We start from the raw sequence: 23,518 nt of genomic DNA on the forward strand, positions 1-23,518 counted from the left end.
CGACGGTACAGGCGTGTGCCGTACCGATGGTTCCTCTGGTCAGCGTATGACGAACCGGACACGCTCTGTCACATGAAGCACGAAATCCGTGACCAACCCCGACTGGCTCGCTGTGTTCCCGGGCCCGCGCTCTTCCGTCAGCAGTTCAGCTCGACCCGGCGTGGAGCGCGCCTGGCCCGGCTCCTCGCGGTTCAGCAACTGCTGGACTGGGGGTGGGGGAGAGACGCCGAGTACCTGGACGCCGCCGAACTCGTGGTGGGTGAACTCGCCGCGAACGCGGTCACCCACGGCCGGGTCCCCGGGCGGGGCTTCCTGCTCACGATGAACCTCGCCACCGCCCCCGAGGACGGCTCCGGCGCTCTGCGGATCAAGGTTGCCGACAGCAGGGGTGAGCGGCTGCCCACCCCGGTGCCGTCACCGTGCCCGGACGGCGAGCACGGACGTGGACTGGTCCTGGTGGACGCACTCGCGCTCCGGTGGGGGGTTGCCCCCCGCTTCCCCTCGGGAAAGACCGTATGGGCCGAGTTGCCGGGGCCGACGCCGAGGTGAGGCGACTCACGAGCGTCACCGTCTCCCGGCTACGCCGGATGATCGTCTTCGGCAGCCTCCCCGGCCGCGATCCCCTGCCACAGCCGTTCCGCGATCTCGACCAGCGTTCCCTCGCCCGGCACCCGCCACTGCTTGGGCCCCTGGACAGCGCTCCACTGGTCCTTCCAGTCGGCCTCGTTCCACATCTGGGAGACCAGACCGGTGGGCGAGTAGCGCTTGCCGTCGGCCTCCCAGAGGAGGGGGGTCCTGCGGTCGTTGACCCAGCTCGCGCGGCGGCGCCGGGGATCGGCGTTGAGCCAGGCGCCGATGGCGAGCTCCTCCACGCCGCTCGGCGCGTACTCCAGACGTGTGCCCTCCTCGATCGCGTCATGGTCGACCAGCAGGCGCACGGTCTGCGGCCTGCGCTGTCGACCGGGCCCAGCGCTCTTCATCAGTGCGGCCAGGTTCATGGGGGAGTCCGGTCCCGCCCCGCGGTCGAGGGTCCCGAGCACCGCCGAAACCAGGCGGGCGCAGCGTTCCTCGTTCGCGAACGTACTGGTGACGAAGCTCTTCGGGGTGAAGAGGGTGTCGACCATGCTGATCAGGCAGGCCAGTACGGCGCTCACCTGGTTCGGAATCTCCGCGAGGGCGTCCTCCCAGTCGGCGTCCGGTTCGTCGAACCGCTCCCTCCCCACACGCTGGAAGACCAGGTGGGCGACGAGAAGGGTGCCGCTGTCGGCGACCGAGGCGGGGCGGCCGGAGAGCTTCGCCCGCGTCTTCGTCAGCTCGTCGCGCACGAGCCGCAGTACCTGGACGGCGCGCCAGATCTGCACCGCGCTCGGCTGCTGTCCGAAGAGCCGCGTGTAGGCGCCGCCCGGTCCCTCGCTCCACAGGGCGTTGGTCGATCCCTTGACCCGCACGGCGAGCGAGGAGTCACGGTGCATGCAGGCCAACGCGGTGGCTGCCTCCGTGACCGAGCAGCCCGACTCGGGCGCGGGGTCCAGCTCGCCCCGCCGGAAGACGTACTCCTTGTCGAGGGAGATGCGGAAGTCCTTCTGGATCTCGCCCTGGACCGGGTCGATCGCGATGAAGTCCCGGCGCTCCATGTGGTTCTGCGTGTTGGTGGCCTTGGTGATGGAGCGGCCGAACCCGTCCGGTGTTCCTTCAAGGGAGATGACGCGCACCATCACGTACGCCTCCCCGGTGGCCTCCGCGTCCTTCTCGTAGGCCCGGAAGGCGGAGGTGACCGTCTGAGCCCCGTTGACGACACTGGCGTTGGTCAGGGTCAGGACGGTCGGCTGCCCCACCGCCCGCTTGAAGGGGTACTCCTGGGTGATCTCGTCACACTGCACCGTGATGCCGTTGTGCCGGTACAGGAAGCCCTCCGGGTCCTCCAGCATCGAGTCGACCATGGTCTGGTTGACCCCGGTCAGCCCGAGCGAGCGGCGGACGTTGCGGTCGTAGAGGCGCTCGCCGTGCCCCTCGCCTTCGTCCTCCCCTCCGTACCAGCGGGCGAGCTGATCGGCGCTGACCTCACCGATCACCGCCTTGAACGGGGTCTCGCGGGCGTACCACTCCCGATTCATGGTCGCCTTGAGGGTGATGGGCTGAGGTTCCAGATCCTCCCGGACGGCCCGGTGGAACTCGGCCTGGTTCACCACCCGGTACGCGACGGTCCGCCCCTGTCCGCCGAACTCGTCGGCTGCCTCGTCCAGGATGTTGGCGGTCTCCGGGGAGAGACGGCCGTCACCCATCAGAGCGATCACCAAGTGCACCTTGCACGTGGGCAGCTTGAGGACTCCATGGATGCGGTCCGAGAGGAGTTGCAGACGCTCGTTGAAGTGGTCGAGGTCGCGGTTGTCGAGCTTCTTCAGCCCGTGAATGAGTTTGAGGGCGGCCTCGGTGTCGAAGCCGGCCGTCCCCTTGTCCTTCCACTTGGCCTGGATCAAGTAGATCTCCGAGCCGGAGGCGGAGAAGGCCACACAGTCGATGCCGAAGTCGTCCCGGCCGTCGATGACCCCGCCTGCCGCTTCCTCCGACGAGCAGTCGGTGAGGATCCGGGCCGCCTTCGCCGAGACCGCCCTCGACAGCAGAGCCGTCTCGCGTTCCCTGGGATCCTTCTTGACGAAGTCGTCCATGCGGATGAGCTCACTGAATTCCTTCAGCAGCGCTTTCCGGATGTGCTGTACCTCCAGCGGCATGCTCTGCCCGCCCTGCGCCATGCGCCCTCCACCATCGAGGCCTCGACCAACCTTCTACTCTAACCACGTCGTGGGGGCTACTTCACGCCAAATGGCTGGATAAACGCTTGCGTTGGTGTCGGCTTGGTGCGTTGACGGTCGGCGTGCGGCCGGTGTTGTCACCGGCAACGATGTCGATCTCCGCGGGTTGAGGGTGGGCGTGCCGAGACACCTTGTCGACGGGGTCAGGGATCGTGGTGCAGTTCGAGGGCTTCAAGTCGAATGGAGTCCGGTCCTTGGGAGGGGGACTGTCTCGGACGCCGGTTTCCAGGGACCGCGAGCGGAGGGCTGGCGTGCGGGCACACGTCTGGTCACTCGTTCGGGTGAGTCTGGCCAGATCCGAAAAGAGGTGCCCAGCGTGCCGTTAGGTTGGCGGCGTGGCGACACCGGTGCAATCCGGAGGAACCGGGCGCCGCTCGCGTGCTCTTCGGCGAGAATCGGATGTGCTCCGTGACGAAGTGGGGCACCGACGTTCTGCGCAAGGCCGACTGTCGATGTTTTCGTTGAGTGCTGATCCGGGAGGGGGTGGGCTGGATGATCCGGACATACAAGTTCCTCTTGCGGCCTACCGTGCGGCAGTCAGTCGCGTTCGGCGAGATGCTGCGCGATCACTGCTCGCTGTACAACGGGGCTCTGCAGGAGCGCCGGGATGCCTACCGGCACGCATCCAGGACCACCGTCCGGTATGGACACCAGTCGGCTCAGCTCAAAGAGATCCGAGCGTTCGACCCGGAGTGTCATGGGCGTTGGTCGTTCAGTTCACAGCAAGCGACGCTCAGGCGGCTTGACAAGGCGTTCGCTGCGTTCTTCCGTCGTGTCAGGGCCGCTGAGAAGGCTGGCTACCCGCGCTTCCGGGGAATCGGCCGGTTTGACACCGTGGACTTCCCCAGAGACGGGGATGGCTGTCGCTGGGACTCCACACCGCACGATCCTGTTACCCGTGTGCGCTTCCAGGGCGTCGGGCACGTCAAGGTGCATCAGCATCGCCCGGTGATCGGCAAAGTCAAGACGGTCTCAGTCAAGCGTGAGGGCAAGCGCTGGTATGTGATGCTTACTGCCGAGCAGTTCCGGCCCGAGCCGTTGCCCGCCAGCGGCAGTGCGGTCGGCATTGATCTCGGCGTGGCCAACTTCCTCGCAGATTCGAACGGCGGCTTCGTACCCAATCCACGTCATGGTCGTAAGGCCGCCGCGAAGCTCGAAGCAGCACAACAGGCGCTCAGTCGGTGCAGACGTGGTAGCAAGCGCTGTCGCAAGGCCGTAGACGAAGTGGCCCGACTGCACCGCAAGGTCCACTGCCAACGCCTTGACCACGCACACAAGACAGCTCTTGACCTCGTACGGAATCACGATTTCATTGCGCATGAAGACCTCAAGGTCCGTGACATGGTCAAAGCCCCTGCTCCGAAGCCGGACCCGGGCACGCCGGGCAGCTTCCTGCCCAACGGGGCTGCGTTCAAGGCTGGGCTGAACCGATCGATCACTGATGCCGGATGGGGGGTGTTCCTCGCGATCCTGACCGCCAAGGCTGAAAGCGCCGGACGAGAAGTCATGGCGGTGGACCCCCGCAACACCTCCCGGACCTGTCCCATGTGCGGACACGTCACAGCGGAGAACCGGCCCACGCAGGACAAGTTCCAGTGCACTGCCTGCGGTCACCGCGCTCACGCGGACACCGTGGGCGCTTTGAACGTTCTCCGGGCCGGGCTGGTCCGTCGTGAAGCCTAACCGGCCAAGCGAGAAGCCACTTCCTTCAGGGAGTGGAGGAGTCACGGGGGCCATTCCGACGCAGCGGGAGACCGTCTTTCGCGTCGGCTCGGAGCCCGCGCGCGCCGCCGAGGCATCAGCCGAGGGCTTCGACGACGGTTTCGTCGAGGGCTTCGAAGAGTGCGCGCGGGCGCGCGTGACCCTGCTCGGCAGCTCCCTGGCGCCGGGCGCCGCCCGCGCGATGGTGCGGGCCGCGCTCGCCGACTGGTCCGCGCTCGGTCTGCCCGGCACGGAGCAGCTGACCGAGCACCTCACCGCCGACGCCCTGGTCGTCGTCAGCGAGCTGGTCACCAATGCCGTGGTGCACGCCGGCACCGACGTCGAGGTGGGCTTCCAGGTGGAGGGGACCGGCGCGCTCGTCGTCGAGGTCACGGACCAGCACCCGTCCCGCGCGCCCGGGAGCGCCGCCCCCGAGACGCCGCACGACGCCGCCGAGTACGGGCGCGGCCTGCGGCTGGTCGCCGCGCTCGCGGAGGCCTGGGGGATCACCTACCGCCCCGGCACCAAGACGGTGTGGGCGCGGTTGTCGGCCGTGGGCACGGACGACGCCGGGCAGAGCGAGCCGTACGCCGGAGGGTGCGGCGCGCGACGCACTCCCGGGTCACCCGGTATCTGGCGGCCGGGCGAGGCGCCGGACGGCGCGGACACCACGGACAGTGCGGCCGGCGAAGACACCGGGGCCGACGAGACCGGCAAGGCCGTGCAGCCTGGCGGGGTCGGCCAGGGCGACCAGGGCGACCAGGGTGGCCGGGGCGAGAAGGGCGGCCAGGGCGGCCAGTGCGGTCGCGTGGACGACGGCGACCGGTGCGGCCACGGGGGCCAGGACGGCCCGGACGGCTCGGGAGCCCCGCACGGCCCGGACGCGGAGGGCCCCGAAAGGTCGGACAGCCCGGCGTCGGGCTCGGACCGTCGGACTGCCGCCGTCGGCGGCGTGGCCGACGTGGAGGCGGAGGGTTTGGGGAGGTCGGAGGGGTCGGGCCGTGGGGCGGCTGCCCTTGGCCGTGTGGTGGATGTGGAGGGGGAGGGTTTGGGGAGGTCGGAGGGGTCGGGCGGTCGGGAGGCCGCTCTTGGTGGTGCGGTGGACGTGGAGGGGGAGGGTTTGGGGAGGTCGGAGGTGCCGGGCTGTCGGGAGGCTGCCCTTGGTGGTGCGGTGGACGCGGATGCGGAGGGTATCGGGCGGTCGGAGGGGTCGGGCCGTGGGGCGGCCGCTCTCGGTCGTGCGGTCGGCGCGGATGCGGGCCCGGGCGTCGGACCGTACGCGGACGCGAGCCGAGGTCGCGGGGGGTGTTCCGGCCGGTCGGACCCCGCGGGTTGGCGGGCCCCCTGGGACGGCGTGACCGGTACCGCCCGGCGTGGCATCCGCGACCGGGAGTGGCTGGGCCGTGGCGCCCTGTCCTTCCTCGCCGAGGCCTCCGACCTGCTGGCCGGGCAGCTCGACGAGGATCTGGTCGCCTCCCTCACCGGCCAGCTGATCGTGCCGCGGCTCGCCGACTGGTGCGGGGTGTGGCTGGAGGACGAGTCCCTGGGCCGCGGCGCCTGGACCGACGACACCGGCGCGGCCGTCGGCGCCCGGCTGGCCCGCGTGTGGCACTCGGGCGAGGGCCGGCTCGACGAGCTGCGCGCCGCCCTGGAGAAGGACCCGCCCCGCCCGCGCGACCCGTGGCGCTCCGGCCCCGTCGGCCACCCGTGGCCCGGCGACGCGCTCGGCCCGGACGGCACACACGGCACCGCGCTCGCCTACCGTCTGGTGGCCGGCGGCAGGCCGCTGGGCACCCTGGTCATCGGACGGGCCGACACCCCGGGCGCCGTCGGCACCCCGGGCGCCCCCGGCACCACCGGTTTCCCCGACGAGATCACCGGCCTGGTCGAGGACCTCAGCCGCCGGGTGGCGCTCGCCATCGGCGCCGCCCGTCAGTACGCCCGGCAGGCCACCATCAGCGCCGTACTCCAGCGCGGCTTGCTGCCCGGTGCCGTCGCGGAGATCCCCGGTGTGCGCAGCGCCCTCGTCTACGAACCGCGGGACAAGGGCGGCCCCAGCGGCGACTTCTACGACCTCTTCCCGGCCGGCGACGGCCGCTGGTGCTTCGCCGTGGGCGACGTCCAGGGCAAGGGTCCCGAGGCCGCCGTCGTCATCGGCCTCGCCCGCCCCTGGCTGCGCCTGTTGGCCCGCGAGCAGTACGGCGTCCCCGACGTCCTCGACCGCCTCAACCAGCTCCTCCTCGACGACGCCACCGAAGCCGCCGACGCCGCCGCCCGCGCGCTGGTCGCCGCCGGAGGCCCACCGGTTGCCCCGGGCGACGGACCGCAGACCCGCTTCCTCTCCCTGCTCTACGGAGAGCTGGTCCCCTTCGACGGCGGCGTCCGCTGCACCCTCGCGTCCGCCGGTCACCCGCTGCCGCTGCTCCTCGGGCCCGACGGCACGGTGTCCGCCGTCGCCTGCCCGCAGACCCTGCTCGGCGTCGTCGAGGACGCGACGTACGTCAGCGAGACCTTCGAGCTGCGGTCCGGCGACACCCTGCTCTGTGTCACCGACGGGATCACGGAGCGGCGCAGCGGCTCCCGCCAGTTCGACGACGGCGACGGGCTCGCCGCGGCGCTGGCCGGGTGCGCGGGCCTGGACGCCGAACTGGTCGCCGAGCGCATCAGGCGTCTGGTGCACGAGTTCGGGCCGCGGCCCCCGGAGGACGACCTGGCGCTGCTGGTGCTCCAGGCGGACTGAACGGGGCGGGCAGGGGATCCGGCCGGGTGCGGGACAATGGAACGCATGCCCTCCGCACTCCCCGACGGCGAGCCCGTCCCCGCCGACGGCGCGCTGCCCGCGTCCGCGCTCGCCGGGGCCGCCGGCCGCCCCCTCGGCTTCTACCTGCACGTGCCGTACTGCGCGACCCGCTGCGGCTACTGCGACTTCAACACCTACACCGCCACCGAGCTGCGCGGCACCGGCGGCGTCCTCGCCTCCCGCGACAACTACGCCGACACGCTCGTCGACGAGGTCCGCCTGGCCCGCAAGGTGCTCGGCGACGACCCCCGCGAGGTCCGCACGGTCTTCGTCGGCGGCGGTACGCCCACCCTGCTGGCCGCCGGCGACCTGGTACGGATGCTGGGCGCGGTCCGCGACGAGTTCGGCCTGGCGCCGGACGCCGAGATCACGACGGAGGCCAACCCGGAGTCCGTCGACCCGGCGTACCTCGCCACCCTCCGCGAGGGCGGCTTCAACCGGATCTCCTTCGGCATGCAGAGCGCGAAGCAGCACGTCCTGAAGATCCTGGACCGCACCCACACCCCCGGCCGCCCCGAGGCCTGTGTCGCCGAGGCCCGCGCGGCCGGCTTCGACCACGTCAACCTGGACCTGATCTACGGCACCCCCGGCGAGTCCGACGACGACTGGCGCGCCTCCCTGGACGCCGCGCTCGGCGCCGGACCCGACCACGTCTCGGCGTACGCCCTGATCGTGGAGGAGGGCACGCAGCTCGCCCGCCGCATCCGGCGCGGCGAGGTCCCGATGACCGACGACGACGTGCACGCCGACCGGTACCTGATCGCCGAGGAGGCACTGTCCGCGGCCGGTTACGACTGGTACGAGGTGTCCAACTGGGCCACCTCCGACGCCGGGCGCTGCCTGCACAACGAGCTGTACTGGCGGGGCGCCGACTGGTGGGGCGCGGGACCGGGCGCGCACTCCCACGTGGGGGGTGTGCGGTGGTGGAACGTGAAGCACCCGGGGGCGTACGCGGGGGCGCTGGCGGCGGGGAAGTCGCCGGGCGCGGGGCGCGAGATCCTCACGGACGAGGACCGGCGCGTGGAGCGCGTCCTGCTGGAGCTGCGCCTGCGGGAGGGCGTCCCGCTGTCGCTCCTGCGGGAGGCGGGGCTCGCGGCGTCGCGCCGGGCGCTGGGCGAGGGACTCCTTCAGGAGGGGCCGTACGAGGCCGGGAGTGCGGTCCTGACACTGCGCGGGCGGCTGCTGGCGGACGCGGTGGTGCGGGACCTGGTGGACTGAGGGGTCATCCCCGCTTCCGCGGGGAGCAGGAACTGCTCGGCCGTGTGGACGAGCTGATCGACGGACCATCTCCGCAGGGGCGGAGAGCAGACCACCAGGCCTGTTCCGTCAACGACCGGCGATGTTCAAGACACGGTTACGTGATCAATGAGTCGTTCCACACTGCCCAGCAGCTCCGGCTCCAGGTCCTTGTACGACCCCACCCGCGCCAGGATCGCCTGCCACACCGCCCCCGTGTTCTCCGACGGCCACCCCAGCGCCCGGCAGACCCCCGTCTTCCAGTCCTGACCGCGCGGCACCCGGGGCCAGGCGTCGATCCCGACCGCCGACGGCTTCACGGCCTCCCAGATGTCGATGTAGGGATGGCCCACGACCAGCGCGTGCTCGCTCGTCACCGCCTCCGCGATCCGCCACTCCTTCGAACCCGGCACCAGGTGGTCCACCAGGACCCCGAGCCGCGCGTCCGGCCCCGGCGCGAAGTCGGCGACGATCGAAGGCAGGTCGTCGACACCCCCCAGGTACTCCACCACCACGCCCTCGATGCGCAGGTCGTCGCCCCAGACCTTCTCGACCAGCTCGGCGTCGTGCCGCCCCTCGACGTAGATGCGCCCGGCGCGCGCCACCCGCGCCCGTGCGCCGGGGACGGCGACCGAACCGGACGCCGTACGGGAGGGGGCGGAGCGTGCCGGACCGGAGGACGACGACGGTCGTACCAGCGTCACCACGCGGCCCTCCAGGAGGAAGCCGCGCGGTTCCAGCGGGAAGACGCGGTGCTTGCCGAAGCGGTCCTCCAGGGTCACCGTGCCCGCCTCGCAGCGGATCACCGCGCCGCAGAACCCGGTGCCGGGCTCCTCGACCACCAGGCCGGGATCGGCGGGCACCTCGGGAACGGGCTGCGGTTTCTTCCACGGAGGGGTCAGGTCGGCGGAGTACTGGCGCATTCTGCCGACGATACGAGGAACGCCCGCGCGATGATCAACGCGACACGCCGAACCGGGCGGCCAGTGCGTCCCGTTGGGCCCGGACGAACGCCGCGTCCACCACCGCTCCGTGACCGGGGACGTACAGCCCGTCGTCGCCGCCCAGGTCCAGCAGCCGGTCCAGGGCGGCCGGCCAGCCCGCCGGTACGGCGTCGGGCCCCGCCTGCGGCTCGCCGGACTCCTCGACCAGGTCGCCGCAGAACAGGACGTTCGGGGAGCCCGGCACCAGCACCGCCAGGTCGTGCCCGGTGTGCCCCGGCCCCACGTCGGCCAGCAGGACCTGCCGTCCACCGCCCAGGTCGAGCGGGCGCTCGCCCCGGACCTCGTGCCCGACGAGGGGGAGCGCCTCGGCCGCCTCCCGCGCCGCCCGGGCGTCCAGCCCCTCGACCACCGCGTCCGCGCGCAGCGCCTGACGCCCCTGTCCGCCCGGCGCGAACAGCGCGCCCGCGCCCGTGCCCGCCGCGCCGCACGCGCCGTACACCTCCGCGCCCGTGAACGCCGCCGCGCCGAAGACGTGGTCGAAATGCGGGTGGGTCAGCGCGAGATGTGTCACACGGCGGCCGGCGAGCCGCCGCGCCCCCTCGCGCAACCGGGCGCCCTCGTCCAGGCTCGACCCCGCGTCCACCATCAGCGCCGCGTCCGCGCCGAGCACCAGCCCCGCCGTGCAGTCCCACCCCGGCAGCCGGCACCGCCCCACCCCGTCCGCCAGCCGCTCCCAGCCCAGCTCTTCCCAAGTCACCGTCACGGCGACGACGCTAACGGCTTGGTCCCGGCCTTGCCGGGGGCGTACCCCACGGCCGTACACTGGGCCGGGGAAGTCTGGCACTCGCGAGCCATGAGTGCCAGGGCAGACAAGTCGGACAGGGCCAGACGGGCCGAAACGGGCGGACGACAGCTGGAGGTGCGCGCCGATGCTCAGTGAACGCAGGCTGAAGGTGCTGCGCGCCATCGTCCAGGACTACGTCGGCACCGAGGAACCGGTCGGCTCCAAGGCCCTCACCGAGCGGCACAACCTCGGCGTCTCCCCGGCCACCGTGCGCAACGACATGGCGGCCCTGGAGGACGAGGGGTTCATCGCACAGCCGCACACCAGCGCCGGGCGCATCCCGACCGACAAGGGCTACCGGCTCTTCGTCGACAAGCTGGCGGGCGTCAAGCCGATGACCGCGCCCGAGCGGCGTGCCATCCAGAACTTCCTGGAGGGCGCGGTCGACCTCGACGACGTCGTGGCCCGCACGGTGCGGCTGCTGGCGCAGCTCACCCGGCAGGTCGCCGTCGTGCAGTATCCGTCGCTGACGCGCTCGACCGTGCGGCACGTGGAACTGCTCTCGCTCGCGCCCGCGCGCCTGATGCTCGTGCTGATCACGGACACCGGGCGGGTCGAGCAGCGGATGGTCGACTGCCCGGCGCCGTTCGGCGAGGCGTCGCTGGCCGATCTGCGGGCGCGGCTCAACAGCCGGGTCGCGGGGCGCCGTTTCACGGATGTGCCGGCTCTGGTGGAAGATCTGGCGGAGCCCTTCGAGGCCGAGGATCGCGGTACGGTCTCCACCGTGCTCTCCACTCTCCTGGAGACGCTGGTCGAGGAGAACGAGGAGCGGCTGATGATCGGCGGCACCGCCAATCTGACCCGCTTCGGGCACGACTTCCCCTTGGTGATCCGGCCGGTGCTGGAAGCCCTTGAGGAGCAGGTCGTGCTCCTCAAGCTGCTCGGCGAGGCGAAGGATCCGGGCGTGACCGTACGGATCGGTCATGAGAACGCCCACGAGGGACTCAACTCAACGTCCGTCGTGTCGGTCGGCTACGGTTCGGGCGGCGAGGCGGTTGCCAAGCTCGGCGTGGTCGGACCGACCCGCATGGACTACCCGGGAACGATGGGAGCGGTACGCGCAGTGGCACGGTACGTCGGACAGATCCTGGCGGAGTCGTAGGTGGCCACGGACTACTACGCCGTACTCGGCGTGCGCCGCGACGCCTCCCAGGACGAGATCAAGAAGGCGTTCCGGAGGCTCGCGCGCGAGCTGCATCCGGACGTCAACCCCGATCCGAAGACCCAGGAGCGGTTCAAGGAGATCAACGCCGCCTACGAGGTGTTGTCGGACCCGCAGAAGAAGCAGGTCTACGACCTCGGCGGCGACCCCCTCTCGCAGGCCGCCGGCGGTGGCGCGGGCGGCTTCGGCGCGGGCGGCTTCGGGAACTTCTCGGACATCATGGACGCGTTCTTCGGCACGGCGTCGCAGCGCGGGCCGCGCTCGCGCACCCGCCGCGGCCAGGACGCGATGATCCGCATCGAGGTCGAGCTGGACGAGGCCGCCTTCGGTACGACCAAGGACATCCAGGTCGACACCGCGGTCGTCTGCAACACCTGCAACGGCGAGGGCGCGGCCCCGGGCACGTCGGCCCAGACCTGTGACATGTGCCGCGGCCGCGGCGAGGTCTCGCAGGTCACCCGTTCCTTCCTGGGCCAGGTCATGACCTCGCGCCCCTGCCCGCAGTGCCAGGGCTTCGGCACCGTGGTCCCGACCCCGTGCCCCGAGTGCGCGGGCGACGGTCGGGTCCGCTCCCGGCGCACCCTGACGGTGAAGATCCCGGCCGGTGTCGACAACGGCACCCGGATCCAGCTCGCGGGCGAGGGCGAGGTCGGCCCCGGCGGCGGCCCCGCCGGCGACCTGTACGTCGAGATCCACGAGCTGCCGCACTCCACCTTCCAGCGCCGCGGCGACGACCTGCACTGCACGGTCACCATCCCGATGACGGCGGCGGCCCTCGGCACGAAGGTGCCGCTGGAGACCCTCGACGGCATGGAGGAGGTCGACATCCGCCCGGGCACCCAGTCCGGCCAGTCGATCCCGAAGCACGGCCGGGGCATCACCCACCTGCGCGGCGGCGGCCGCGGCGACCTCATCGTCCACGTCGAGGTCACCACCCCGGGCAAGCTCGACCCCGAACAGGAACGCCTCCTGCGCGAGCTGGCCAAGCTCCGCGGCGAGGAACGCCCGACGGGGCAGTTCCAGCCGGGGCAGCAGGGGCTGTTCTCCCGGCTGAAGGACGCGTTCAACGGGCGCTGACGCCGTACGCCGTGATGCGGATGCTCCTGGCGTATGCCAACGGAAGCCCGGATTCGGACTTGTGTGGAGGACGTGACAACATGCCGTCATGTCCTCCGCACTGACCGATCTCTTCCCCTACCCGATCGTGCAGGCGCCCATGGCGGGCGGCGTCTCCGTGCCGCGGCTCGCGGCCGCGGTGTCCGAGGCGGGCGGGCTGGGATTCCTGGCCGCCGGGTACAAGACCGCGGACGGGATGTACCAGGAGATCAAGCAGCTGAGGGGGCTCACGAGCCGTCCCTTCGGCGTCAACCTCTTCCTCCCGCAGCCGGAGACGGCCGATCCCGCGGCCGTCGACGTCTACGCCCACCAGCTGGCCGGCGAGGCCGCCTGGTACGAGACCGAGCTGGGCGACCCCGACTGCGGCCGGGACGACGGCTACGACACCAAGCTCGCCGTCCTGCTGGACAACCCCGTGCCGGTGGTGTCCTTCCACTTCGGCGTGCCCAGCCGCGAGGTCGTCGACTCCCTGCACCGTGTGGGCACCTTCGCCCTGGTCGGCGCGACCACCGCGGACGAGGCCCGGGCCGTCGAGCAGTCCGGCGCCGACGCGGTGATCGCCCAGGGCACGGAGGCCGGCGGCCACCAGGGCACCCACCGGGACAACCCGGAGACCGGCGGCGCCGGCACCGGACTGCTGTCGCTGGTCGCCCAGGTCCGGGAGGCGGTGAGCCTGCCGATCGTCGCCGCCGGCGGCATCATGCGCGGCGGCCAGATCGCCGCGGTCCTCGCGGCCGGCGCGAGCGCGGCCCAGCTGGGCACCGCCTTCCTCGCCACCCCCGAGTCCGGCGCGCACGACCTGCACAAGCAGGCGCTGACCAACCCGCTCTTCGTCCGCACCGAACTCACCCGCGCCTTCTCCGGCCGCCCGGCCCGCGCCCTGGTCAACCGCTTCCTGCGCGAGCACGGCCGCTACGCCCCCGCCGCCTACCCCGAGGTGCACCACCTCACCTCGCCGGTGCGCAGGGCGGCGGCGAAGACCGGCGACGCGCAGGGCATGGCGCTCTGGGCGGGACAGGGCCACCGGATGGCCCGGGAGCTGCCCGCGGGTCAGCTGGTGGAGGTGCTGGTGTCCGAACTCGCCGACGTCGGGACAGCGTTGTCGGGGTTGTCGGGCTATGCGACGGGGGGCGGCGCCCGATGACGGCACCGGTGTTCGTGGTCGACTCGCTGCGGCCGCAGGACCTGCCCGCGGGGGAGTACGTCCTCGACGGCCCCGAGGGACGCCACGCCGTCTCCGTGAAGCGGCTGCGGGCGGGTGAGGAGGTCGTTCTCACCGACGGGCGCGGCCACTGGGCCGAGGGCTCGGTGAAGGCCGCCGAGGGCAAGGACCGCCTGGTCGTCACCGTCCCGGGCGGCGTGCGCGAGGAGCCCGCCGAGCAGCCCCGCATCACCGTCGTCCAGGCCCTGCCCAAGGGCGACCGCGGTGAGCTGGCCGTCGAGACGATGACCGAGGTCGGGGTCGACGCGATCGTGCCCTGGGCGGCGTCCCGGTGCATCACGCAGTGGAAGGGCGAGCGCGGCCTGAAGGCGCTCGGCAAATGGCGGGCGACGGCCCGGGAGGCGGGCAAGCAGTCCCGCCGGGTCCGCTTCCCCGACGTCGCGGACGCCGCGAGCAGCAAGCAGGTTGCCTCACTTCTGGCCGCGGCCGACTTCGCCGCCGTCCTCCACGAGAGCGGCGACGTCCCCCTGTCCGACGCCGAACTCCCCGCCTCCGGCGACATCGTGCTGGTGGTCGGCCCCGAAGGCGGGGTGTCCCCGGACGAGTTGACGCTCTTCGCCGAGGCCGGCGCGGACCCCTACCGCCTGGGCCGCAGCGTCCTGCGCACCTCCACCGCGGGCACCGCCGCGACCGCCGTACTCCTGGCCCGCACCGGCCGCTGGTCCTGACGGCGCCGAAAGCCGGCTTCCGACGGTGCCGGGTCCGGTCCTGTGACGGCCGGTCCTGTGACGGCCCGTCCCGGTACAGCGTGAGCGCGTCCACGACGAGCCCGCGCTGCCTGCGGTCGTTGCCCATGGCGCCCACGGTGGTGAGGAGTGGCCGTATGCGCCCTACCGCCGGTTCCGGAGCGGTGGCAGGCTGCCCTCTATGGGGGCGTTGAGACGGATTTGGCGCATGGCTCCGGTGGCCGTCGGTTCGGCCGTCGCCGTCGGTGGTCTCGTCGCGTGCGAGCCGGGCGGACTCGGCTCGGCGACGGTCGCCTACACGACCGACCAGACCGTGACCCGCGAACTGCAGCGGCAGAAGGCGCAGGTGCGCTGGCTCACCTGCACCGCCTCCTACGGCGACAAGGGCACCACGGCCTCGGCGAGCGAGAACGCGGTGGCCTCCGTGCACTGCGAGGGCAGGACCGACGACGGCAAGGACATCACCGTCGACGGCAAGGTCACCCGAGTCGTCGACGGCGCCTGCGTGCGCGGCGGCCTGACCGCGAAGGTGGACGGCAAGGAGTGGTTCCGGGTGAAGGGGCTGGGCAACTGCGACGCCACCAGCGCCCCGCCCGCGAACCGGCCCTCCCAGGACGGGCCGGGGCCCACCGTGACCGTCACCCGGACCATCTGGTGCCCGGACGACCCGCACTGCCGGCCGGTCGAGGGCAAGTAGCCGGACGGGTCCTCGGCCGGGACCGGACGGGTCCTCGGCCGGAAGTGATCCAAACCTCTGTCGGCGGGCCGCGCCCCTGCATAGGGTATGGGGGTGACTCAGCCCGCAGCGCCTGCCTACCTCCGCTTTCCGCACCCGCACGGCGAGTTGGTCGCCTTCACCGCCGAGGACGACGTGTGGCTCGCCCCGCTCGACGGCGGCCGTGCCTGGCGGGCCAGCGCCGACAACGTGCCGGTGAACCACCCGCGGATCTCGCCCGACGGCACCACGGTCGCCTGGACCTCCACCCGCGACGGCGCCCCCGAGGTGCACGTCGCCCCCGTCGAGGGCGGCCCCGCCAAGCGCCTCACCCACTGGGGCAGCATCAGGACCCAGGTACGCGGCTGGACCGCCGACGGCCGCGTCCTCGCCCTGAGCACCTACGGCCAGGCCAGCCTGCGCCGCAGCTGGGCCCGCGCCCTCCCGCTCGACGGCGGCCCGGCCGCCACCCTGCCCTACGGACCCGTCGGCGACGTCGCCCAGGGCCCGCACACCGTGCTGCTGTCCGCGCCGATGGGCCGCGAGGCCGCCTGGTGGAAGCGCTACCGGGGCGGCACCGCGGGCAAGCTGTGGATCGACCGCGAGGACGACGGCGAGTTCGTGCGCCTGCACGCCGATCTCGACGGCAACATCGAGTACCCCTTCTGGGTCGGCGACCGGATCGCCTTCCTCTCCGACCACGAGGGCACCGGCGCCCTCTACTCCTCCCTCGCCGACGGCTCCGACCTGCGCCGGCACACACCACTCGACGGCTTCTACGCCCGCCACGCCGCGACCGACGGCAGCCGCGTCGTCTACTCCTGTGCCGGTGAGCTGTGGACCCTCGACGACCTCGACGGCGCCGAACCGCGCCGTCTGGACATCCGGCTCGGCGGCGCCCGCGTCGACCTCCAGTCGTACCCGGTCAACGCCGCCCGCTGGTTCGGCTCCGCGTCCCCCGACCACACCGCGCGCGGCAGCGCCGTCGCCGTGCGCGGCGGCGTGCACTGGGTCACCCACCGCTCCGGACCCGCCCGTGCGCTGGCGGCCACCCCGGGCGTGCGCACCCGGCTGCCGCGTACCTTCCGCGCCGACGGCGAGGAGTGGGTGGTGTGGGTGACGGACGCCGAGGGCGACGACGCCCTGGAGTTCGCGCCCGCCACCGGACTCGCCCCCGGCGCCACCGCACGGCGCCTGGCCGCCGGGCAGCTCGGCCGGGTGCTGCACCTCGCCGTGGCCCCCGACGGCAGCCGCGTCGCCGTAGCCTCGCACGACGGGCGGGTCCTGCTCGTCGAGCGGGAGAGCGGCGAGGTCCGCGAGGTCGACCGCAGCGAGGACGGCGACGCCTCCGGCCTGGTCTTCTCGCCCGACTCCTCCTGGCTCGCCTGGTCCCACCCCGGCCCCGACCCGCTGCGCCAGCTCAAGCTCGCCAACACCACCGACCTGTCGGTGAGCGAGGCGACGCCGCTGCGCTTCAAGGACTACTCGCCGGCCTTCACCCTGGACGGCAAGCACCTCGCCTTCCTCTCCACCCGCTCCTTCGACCCGGTCTACGACGAGCACGTCTTCGACCTGGCCTTCGTCGAGGGCGCCCGGCCCTACCTGATCACCCTCGCCGCGACCACCCCCTCGCCCTTCGGCCCGCAGCGCCACGGCCGCCCCTTCGAGACCCCGGACCGTGAGGAGACCCCCGACAGCGAGGGCACCCCCACCACCCGGATCGACATCGAGGGCCTCGCCGACCGCATCGTGCCCTTCCCGGTCGAGGCCGCCCGCTACTCCCGGCTGCGTGCCGCCAAGGACGGCGTCCTGTGGCTGCGCCACCCCCTCACCGGCGTCCTGGGCGCCTCCCGCGCCAACCCCGAGGACCCCGACCCGAACACCGAGCTGGAGCGCTACGACCTCGCCCAGCAGCGTGTCGAGCACCTCGGCGGCGACGCCGACCACTTCGAGGTCAGCGGCGACGGCAAGCGGGTGCTGCTGTGGACCGACGGCCGGCTCAAGGTCGTACCCAGCGACCGGCGGGCCTCCGGCGACGAGGACAGCGACACCAACATCAGTGTCGACCTGGGCCGGGTCCGGCAGACCGTCGAACCGGCCGCCGAGTGGCGGCAGATGTTCGACGAGACCGGCCGCATCATGCGCGACCACTACTGGCGGGCCGACATGAACGGCGTCGACTGGGACGGCGTCCTGGACCGCTACCGGCCCGTCCTGGACCGCGTCGCGACCCACGACGACCTGGTCGACCTCCTGTGGGAGGTGCACGGCGAACTGGGCACCTCGCACGCCTACGTCACCCCGCGCGGCGGCCACGGCTCCGGCGCCCGGCAGGGCCTGCTCGGCGCCGACCTCTCCCGCCACGAGGACGGTGCCTGGCGCATCGACCGCGTGCTGCCGTCCGAGACCTCCGACCCCGACGCCCGTTCCCCGCTCGCCGCACCCGGGGTCGCGGTGCGCGCCGGGGACGCGATCGTCGCGGTCGCGGGACAGGCCGTCGACCCGGTCACCGGTCCCGGACCACTGCTCGTCGGTACGGCGGGCAAGCCGGTCGAGCTGACCGTCTCCCCGTCCGGCGGCGGCGAGGTGCGGCACGCCGTCGTCGTCCCGCTCGCCGACGAGGAGCCGCTGCGCTACCACGCCTGGGTCGCCGACCGCCGCGCCTACGTCCACGACAAGTCCGGCGGCCGGCTCGGCTATCTGCACGTCCCGGACATGCAGGCGCCCGGCTGGGCCCAGATCCACCGCGACCTGCGCGTCGAGGTGGCCCGGGAGGGCCTGGTCGTCGACGTCCGGGAGAACCGCGGCGGGCACACCTCCCAACTGGTGGTGGAGAAGCTGGCCCGGCGCATCGTCGGCTGGGACCTGCCGCGCGGCATGCGGCCGACCAGCTACCCGCTGGACGCGCCCCGGGGGCCGGTGGTCGCGGTCGCCAACGAGTTCTCCGGGTCCGACGGCGACATCGTCAACGCGGCGATCAAGGCGCTGGGCATCGGCCCGGTCGTCGGGGTCCGCACCTGGGGCGGCGTCATCGGCATCGACAGCCGCTACCGGCTGGTCGACGGCACGCTGATCACGCAGCCCAAGTACGCGTTCTGGCTGGAGGGCTACGGCTGGGGCGTGGAGAACCACGGCGTCGACCCCGACGTCGAGGTCCCTCAGCGCCCGCAGGACCACGCGGCGGGCCGCGATCCCCAACTGGACGAGGCGATCGCGCTGGCGCTGGCGGCACTGGAGGAAACCCCGGCGAAGACACCGCCGAGCCTGCCCTAGCCTGCGGCGCCCGCCGGTGAGCACACCCACCCGGCGCCCACGACGGCGGGCGGCGCCCCACCGATTCCGGTGACGGTGTCGCCCCCGGGTGGGAGCGCGGCCCGGCGGAGCGGGGTGCCGCTGCGCCCACCCGTGCCGCCCCAGCGGCACGACTGCCCGCAGCTACGGCGGCACGACTGCCCGCAGCTACGGCGGCCGACTGCCCGCAGCTATGGCGGCGGCGGTGGCGGATACGATGCCCACTAGAAGATCACCGGCGTGAGGAGAGCCAAGTGGCTGGCGAACCCCAGGACGACTGTCTGTTCTGCAAGATCGTCGCAGGGCAGATTCCCGCGACGATCGTCCGCGAGACGGACACGACCGTCGCGTTCCGGGACATCAACCCGCAGGCCCCCACCCACGTCCTGGTGATCCCCAAGGCCCACCACAAGGACGCCGCCGCCCTCGCCGCCGAAGCCCCGCAGCTCGCCGCCGACGTGCTGCGCGAGACCCAGGCCGTCGCCGACGACGAGAAGCTGGACAGCTACCGCACCGTCTTCAACACCGGCAGCGGCGCCGGCCAGACCGTCTGGCACGCGCACGCCCACGTGCTCGGCGGCCGCGGCCTGGAATGGCCCCCCGGATAGCCCGGACCGGATCACCCACGATGTCCGTACGCGAACTCGTCGTCCTCGGCACCGCGAGCCAGGTCCCGACCCGGCACCGCAACCACAACGGCTACCTGCTGCGCTGGGACGGCGAGGGCATCCTGTTCGACCCCGGCGAGGGCACCCAGCGCCAGATGCTGCGCGCCGGGGTCGCCGCCCACGACCTGAACCGGATCTGCGTCACGCACTTCCACGGCGACCACAGCCTGGGCCTCGCCGGGGTGATCCAGCGCATCAACCTCGACCGGGTCCCGCACGAGATCACCGCCCACTACCCGCGCTCCGGGCAGCGTTTCTTCGAGCGCCTGCGCTACGCCACCGCCTACCGCGAGACCGTCGCCCTGACCGAGGCCCCGGTCGCCGCCGACGGCCCCCTCGCGGTCACCCCCGCCTACACCCTGGACGCCCGCAAGCTGTCGCACCCCGTCGAGTCGTACGGCTACCGGCTCACCGAGCCCGACGGCCGCCGCATGCTGCCCGAGCGCCTGGCCGCGCACGGCATCAAGGGCCCCGACGTGGGCCGCATCCAGCGCGACGGCTCGCTGGGCGGCGTCGTGCTCGACGAGGTCAGCGAGGTCCGCCGCGGCCAGCGGTTCGCGTTCGTCATGGACACCCGGCTCTGCCCGGGCGTGCACGCGCTCGCCGAGGGATGCGACCTGCTCGTCATCGAGTCCACCTTCCTGGACGAGGACGAGACCCTCGCCACCGACCACGGCCACCTCACCGCCGGCCAGGCCGCCCGGGTGGCCCGGGACGCGGGCGTACGGCACCTGGTCCTGACCCACTTCAGCCAGCGCTACGCCGAGCCCGAGGAGTTCGAACGGCAGGCGCGCGCGGCCGGATACGAGGGCGAGCTGACCGTGGCCCGGGACCTCACCCGCGTACCGGTTCCGAAACGTCGGTGAAACCGCCGTACGATGCTCTGATGCCCCTGCCCAAAGCTGAACTGCACCTCCACATCGAAGGCACCCTGGAACCGGAGCTGGCCTTCGCGCTGGCCGCCCGCAACGGCGTGTCCCTGCCGTACGCGGACGAGGACGCGCTGCGCGAGGCGTACCGCTTCGCGGACCTCCAGTCCTTCCTGAACCTGTACTACGAACTGATGGCCGTCCTGCGCACCGAGCGGGACTTCGAGGACCTCGCCAACGCCTACCTCGCCCGTGCCGCGGCCCAGGGCGTCCGGCACGCCGAGATCTTCTTCGACCCGCAGGCCCACCTCGCCCGGGGCGTGGAGATGGGCACGGTGGTGGAGGGGCTGTGGCGGGCGCTGGGCGCGGGTCGCGAGAACCACGGCGTCTCCACCCGGCTGATCCTCTGCTTCCTGCGCGACGAGTCCGCCGAGTCGGCGATGGCGACGCTGGACGCGGCGGGGCCGTACCTCGACCGCATCACCGGCGTCGGCCTGGACTCCGCCGAGGTCGGCCACCCGCCGGTCAAGTTCCGCGAGGTGTACGCGGCCGCCGCCGCCCTCGGCCTGCGCCGGGTCGCGCACGCGGGCGAGGAGGGGCCGCCCGCGTACGTCGTCGAGGCCCTCGACGTCCTCGGCGTCGAACGGATCGACCACGGGCTGCGCTCGGTGGAGGACCCGGCGCTGGTCGAGCGGCTGGTGCGCGAGCGCGTCCCGCTCACCCTGTGCCCGCTGTCCAACGTGCGGCTGCGCACGGTCGACACCCTCGCCGACCACCCGCTGCCCGCGATGCTCGACGCGGGCCTGATGTGCACGGTGAACTCCGACGACCCGGCCTACTTCGGCGGTTACGCGGGCGACAACTTCGACGCCGTGCGCCAGGCCCTCGGCCTGACCGGGGAGCGGCTGCGGGAACTGGCCCGCAACTCGTTCCTCGCCTCCTTCCTGGAGGACGACGAGGAACTGCGGGCGCGGTACCTCGCGGAGGTCGAGGCGTACGAGTTCCCCGCCGCGTAGCGGATCCCGTACGCGGGTCTCAGCCCGGCCCGGACCCCGGTGCGGCCGCCGCCTGCCGGGGTCCCGCCGTGTCGTAGGCGCCCTGGACGGCCACCGCCGGGACCTCCACGGCGATCTCCACGACCGGCTGCTCCACGGCACCGACCTCGGGCACCGCACCGCTCGGCGTTCCGGTGGCGGCGGCGACCAGCGCGGCCGGGGTGCCGCCGCGGCGGCGGATCGCGCCGGGCAGCAGCGGGCGCCCCGCGGTGTGCAGTGCGACGGCGGTCAGCGGCGCGGCGACCAGCAGCAGCCCGGCGGCCAGGATCATCCCCATGCCGGCGTAACCGGCCTGCGCCGACAGGACACTGCCGGCCAGCGGCCCGGCCGCCGTGCCCAGCGAGGACGCCGAGCCGACGAGCACCGCCCACCGGCCGCGCGCGTCGAGCGAGGCGGCGAGGCCGATCAGGTACGACAGGACGACCGGATAGACGGTGTTCCAGGCGATCTCCCCGGTGGCGAACGCCGTCGGGGTCGTCGCCGACGCGCTCACCGCGATGCAGCCCGCGATGAGCACCGTGCCGGCGCCGACGGGCATCGCCCGCCCCAGCCGCGGCCCGAGCGCGCCCGCCACCAGCACGCCCACCAGGCCCGCGCCCAGCGCGACGGCGAAGATCACGCCGAGGGTGGCGTCACCGAGGCCGGCCTGCGTCAGCCCGATCCGGCCGCTGACGCCCCACAGGGAGTTCTGGGCCAGGGACCAGCACAGCACGGTGACGGCGAGGACGAGCCCCGAACGGCGGTGGGGTAGCGGGGCGGTGGCGTCGGTGCCGGGTGCGGCCGGGGAGGGGGCGGCCGTCGGACCCGGCAGGCGGCCGGTCAGCGGCCACACCGCCAGCGCCGTCAGGGCGATCGCGGCCAGCGGCAGCCCGTGCGCCCGGCCGAGGTGGGGCACCGTCAGGTACACCGCGCCGACGCGTTCCGATGCCGTCGACCCATTGACGCTCCCCGGTCGCCTATCTAATCTCCATCTCCATACATGGATTACATCTACATACGAAGACAAGGCACGACCCGATGACATGAGCGGTGGAGATGACGAGATCCCACCGGACTCGACCTCGTAGGAGCCGCCCCGTGACCCGCGACCTCACCGTCACCGCCGTCCGCCTCACGCCGATCCTCGTCGCGGACCCGCCGCTGCTCAACACACAGGGCGTGCACCAGCCGTACACCCCCCGGCTGATCGTGGAGGTGGAGACCGCCGACGGGGTCACCGGCGTCGGCGAGACCTACGGGGACACCAAGTACCTGGAGCTGGCCCGCCCGTTCGCGGACAAGCTGGTGGGGCGTCGGGTGAGCGACCTCAACGGCCTGTCCACCCTCGCCGACGAGGTCGCCGTGGACTCCTCCCGGGTCTCCGCACAGGTCGACGTCGGCGGGCTGCGCGGGGTCCAGACCGCCGACAAGCTGCGCCTGTCCGTCGTCTCCGGCTTCGAGGTCGCCTGCCTCGACGCCCTCGGCAAGGCGCTCGGCCTGCCCGTGCACGCGCTGCTCGGCGGCAAGGTCCGCGACACCGTCGAGTACAGCGCGTACCTCTTCTACAAGTGGGCCGACCACCCGGAGGGCGTGGCGAGCGAGAAGGACGACTGGGGCGCCGCCGTCGACCCGGCCGGAGTCGTCGCCCAGGCCCGCGCCTTCACCGAGCGGTACGGCTTCACCTCCTTCAAGCTCAAGGGCGGCGTCTTCCCGCCCGACGAGGAGGTCGCCGCCGTCAGGGCCCTCGCCGAGGCGTTCCCCGGGCACCCCCTGCGTCTGGACCCCAACGGGGCCTGGTCCGTTTCGACCTCGCTGAAGGTCGCCGGGGAACTCGGGGACGTCCTGGAGTACCTGGAGGACCCGGCCCTCGGCACGCCCGCGATGGCCGAGGTCGCGGCGCGGACCGGGGTGCCGCTCGCGACCAACATGTGCGTGACGACGTTCGCCGAGATCCAGGAGGCGTTCACCCAGGGCGCCGTGCAGGTCGTGCTCTGCGACCACCACTACTGGGGCGGACTGCGCAACACCCAGCAACTCGCCGCCGTCTGCCGCACCTTCGGCATCGGCGTCTCCATGCACTCCAACACCCACCTGGGCATCAGCCTCGCCGCCATGACCCACGTGGCGGCCACCGTGCCCGACCTCCACCACGCCTGCGACTCCCACTACCCCTGGCAGTCCGAGGACGTGCTCACCGAACGGCTCACCTTCGACGGCGGCCGGGTCGGCGTCTCCGACGCCCCGGGCCTCGGCGTCGAACTCGACCGTGACCGGCTGGCGTTCCTCCACCGCCGCTGGCTCGACGACGACGGCACGCTCCGCGAGCGCGACGACGCGGCCGCGATGCGGGTCGCCGACCCCGCGTGGGTCACCCCGGCCGTGCCGCGCTGGTGACCGGCGGTCCCGGTTCCTGCGCCGGG

17 protein-coding genes and 1 pseudogene are annotated in these 23,518 nt (G+C 72.8%); 14 read left to right on the plus strand and 4 right to left on the minus strand.

Annotation, left to right across the window (positions count from 1 at the left end; translation table 11 throughout):
- The first annotated feature begins 72 nt into the window (after positions 1-72).
- Positions 73-549 (plus strand): ATP-binding protein, encoded by a 477-nt coding sequence (locus ACFV9J_RS27090; RefSeq protein ID WP_385358062.1) that lies wholly within the window; start codon positions 73-75, stop codon positions 547-549.
- Between the two features lie 29 nt (positions 550-578).
- Here ACFV9J_RS27090 and ACFV9J_RS27095 read toward each other — a convergent pair whose 3' ends face one another.
- The gene (locus ACFV9J_RS27095) at positions 579-2,750 is read right to left on the minus strand and encodes an AIPR family protein (protein WP_385358064.1); all 2,172 of its coding nucleotides are present in this window, start codon (positions 2,748-2,750) and stop codon (positions 579-581) included.
- A gap of 552 nt (positions 2,751-3,302) precedes the next feature.
- On the opposite strand from ACFV9J_RS27095, the gene ACFV9J_RS27100 reads away from it, so the two are divergent.
- From ACFV9J_RS27100 to hemW, 3 genes are all read left to right on the plus strand, one after another.
- Entirely contained in the window at positions 3,303-4,493 is a 1,191-nt protein-coding gene (locus ACFV9J_RS27100) for an RNA-guided endonuclease InsQ/TnpB family protein (RefSeq protein ID WP_385358185.1), read from the plus strand.
- Positions 4,494-4,713: 220 nt separating this feature from the next.
- Positions 4,714-7,251: a SpoIIE family protein phosphatase gene (locus ACFV9J_RS27105; RefSeq protein ID WP_385358188.1), complete on the plus strand. Its 2,538-nt coding sequence runs from the start codon at positions 4,714-4,716 to the stop codon at positions 7,249-7,251.
- Between the two features lie 45 nt (positions 7,252-7,296).
- A complete protein-coding gene (hemW, locus tag ACFV9J_RS27110) occupies positions 7,297-8,529 on the plus strand; it encodes a radical SAM family heme chaperone HemW (RefSeq protein WP_385358066.1) in 1,233 nt (410 codons plus the stop codon).
- Positions 8,530-8,654: 125 nt separating this feature from the next.
- On the opposite strand, the gene ACFV9J_RS27115 is transcribed toward hemW, so the two are convergent.
- Together ACFV9J_RS27115 and ACFV9J_RS27120 are read right to left on the minus strand one after the other, a co-directional pair.
- Positions 8,655-9,470 carry a DUF3097 domain-containing protein gene (locus ACFV9J_RS27115; protein ID WP_385358068.1) on the minus strand — a complete coding sequence of 272 codons (816 nt, stop codon included), beginning with the start codon at positions 9,468-9,470 and terminating at the stop codon, positions 8,655-8,657.
- 34 nt (positions 9,471-9,504) lie between these two features.
- Positions 9,505-10,254 carry an MBL fold metallo-hydrolase gene (locus ACFV9J_RS27120; RefSeq protein ID WP_385358074.1) on the minus strand — a complete coding sequence of 250 codons (750 nt, stop codon included), beginning with the start codon at positions 10,252-10,254 and terminating at the stop codon, positions 9,505-9,507.
- Positions 10,255-10,420: 166 nt separating this feature from the next.
- On the opposite strand from ACFV9J_RS27120, the gene hrcA reads away from it, so the two are divergent.
- From hrcA to ACFV9J_RS27165, 9 genes are all read left to right on the plus strand, one after another.
- The gene (gene hrcA, locus ACFV9J_RS27125; RefSeq protein ID WP_052838210.1) at positions 10,421-11,437 is read left to right on the plus strand and encodes a heat-inducible transcriptional repressor HrcA; all 1,017 of its coding nucleotides are present in this window, start codon (positions 10,421-10,423) and stop codon (positions 11,435-11,437) included.
- Positions 11,438-12,574, plus strand: coding sequence for a molecular chaperone DnaJ (gene dnaJ / locus ACFV9J_RS27130; RefSeq protein WP_385358078.1), 1,137 nt, complete (start codon positions 11,438-11,440; stop codon positions 12,572-12,574).
- Positions 12,575-12,662: 88 nt separating this feature from the next.
- Entirely contained in the window at positions 12,663-13,757 is a 1,095-nt protein-coding gene (locus ACFV9J_RS27135; protein ID WP_385358079.1) for a nitronate monooxygenase, read from the plus strand.
- A complete protein-coding gene (locus tag ACFV9J_RS27140; RefSeq protein ID WP_385358082.1) occupies positions 13,754-14,503 on the plus strand; it encodes a 16S rRNA (uracil(1498)-N(3))-methyltransferase in 750 nt (249 codons plus the stop codon). Before ACFV9J_RS27135 ends, ACFV9J_RS27140 begins: the two co-directional genes overlap by 4 nt.
- Before the next feature lie 226 nt (positions 14,504-14,729).
- Positions 14,730-15,218 (plus strand): hypothetical protein, encoded by a 489-nt coding sequence (locus ACFV9J_RS27145; protein WP_385358085.1) that lies wholly within the window; start codon positions 14,730-14,732, stop codon positions 15,216-15,218.
- Positions 15,219-15,305: 87 nt separating this feature from the next.
- Positions 15,306-18,509, plus strand: coding sequence for a S41 family peptidase (locus ACFV9J_RS27150; protein ID WP_385358087.1), 3,204 nt, complete (start codon positions 15,306-15,308; stop codon positions 18,507-18,509).
- Between the two features lie 272 nt (positions 18,510-18,781).
- Positions 18,782-19,135: a histidine triad nucleotide-binding protein gene (locus ACFV9J_RS27155; protein ID WP_003976256.1), complete on the plus strand. Its 354-nt coding sequence runs from the start codon at positions 18,782-18,784 to the stop codon at positions 19,133-19,135.
- A gap of 20 nt (positions 19,136-19,155) precedes the next feature.
- Positions 19,156-20,061 carry a ribonuclease Z gene (locus ACFV9J_RS27160; protein ID WP_385358089.1) on the plus strand — a complete coding sequence of 302 codons (906 nt, stop codon included), beginning with the start codon at positions 19,156-19,158 and terminating at the stop codon, positions 20,059-20,061.
- Positions 20,062-20,081: 20 nt separating this feature from the next.
- Complete coding sequence (locus ACFV9J_RS27165; RefSeq protein WP_385358091.1) at positions 20,082-21,080, plus strand: adenosine deaminase; 999 nt, start codon at positions 20,082-20,084, stop codon at positions 21,078-21,080.
- 19 nt (positions 21,081-21,099) lie between these two features.
- Here the strand turns inward: ACFV9J_RS27165 and ACFV9J_RS27170 are convergent.
- Positions 21,100-22,044 (minus strand): annotated as a pseudogene (locus ACFV9J_RS27170) (MFS transporter); the annotation flags it as partial.
- Positions 22,045-22,196: 152 nt separating this feature from the next.
- Between ACFV9J_RS27170 and ACFV9J_RS27175 the strand changes: the two are divergent.
- Positions 22,197-23,492 (plus strand): glucarate dehydratase family protein, encoded by a 1,296-nt coding sequence (locus ACFV9J_RS27175; RefSeq protein ID WP_385358093.1) that lies wholly within the window; start codon positions 22,197-22,199, stop codon positions 23,490-23,492.
- Positions 23,493-23,518 lie beyond the last annotated feature (26 nt).

Origin of the sequence: Streptomyces sp. NPDC059906 (genome assembly GCF_042730645.1) — a bacterium.
GTDB classification, from domain to species: domain Bacteria; phylum Actinomycetota; class Actinomycetes; order Streptomycetales; family Streptomycetaceae; genus Streptomyces; species Streptomyces rubrogriseus.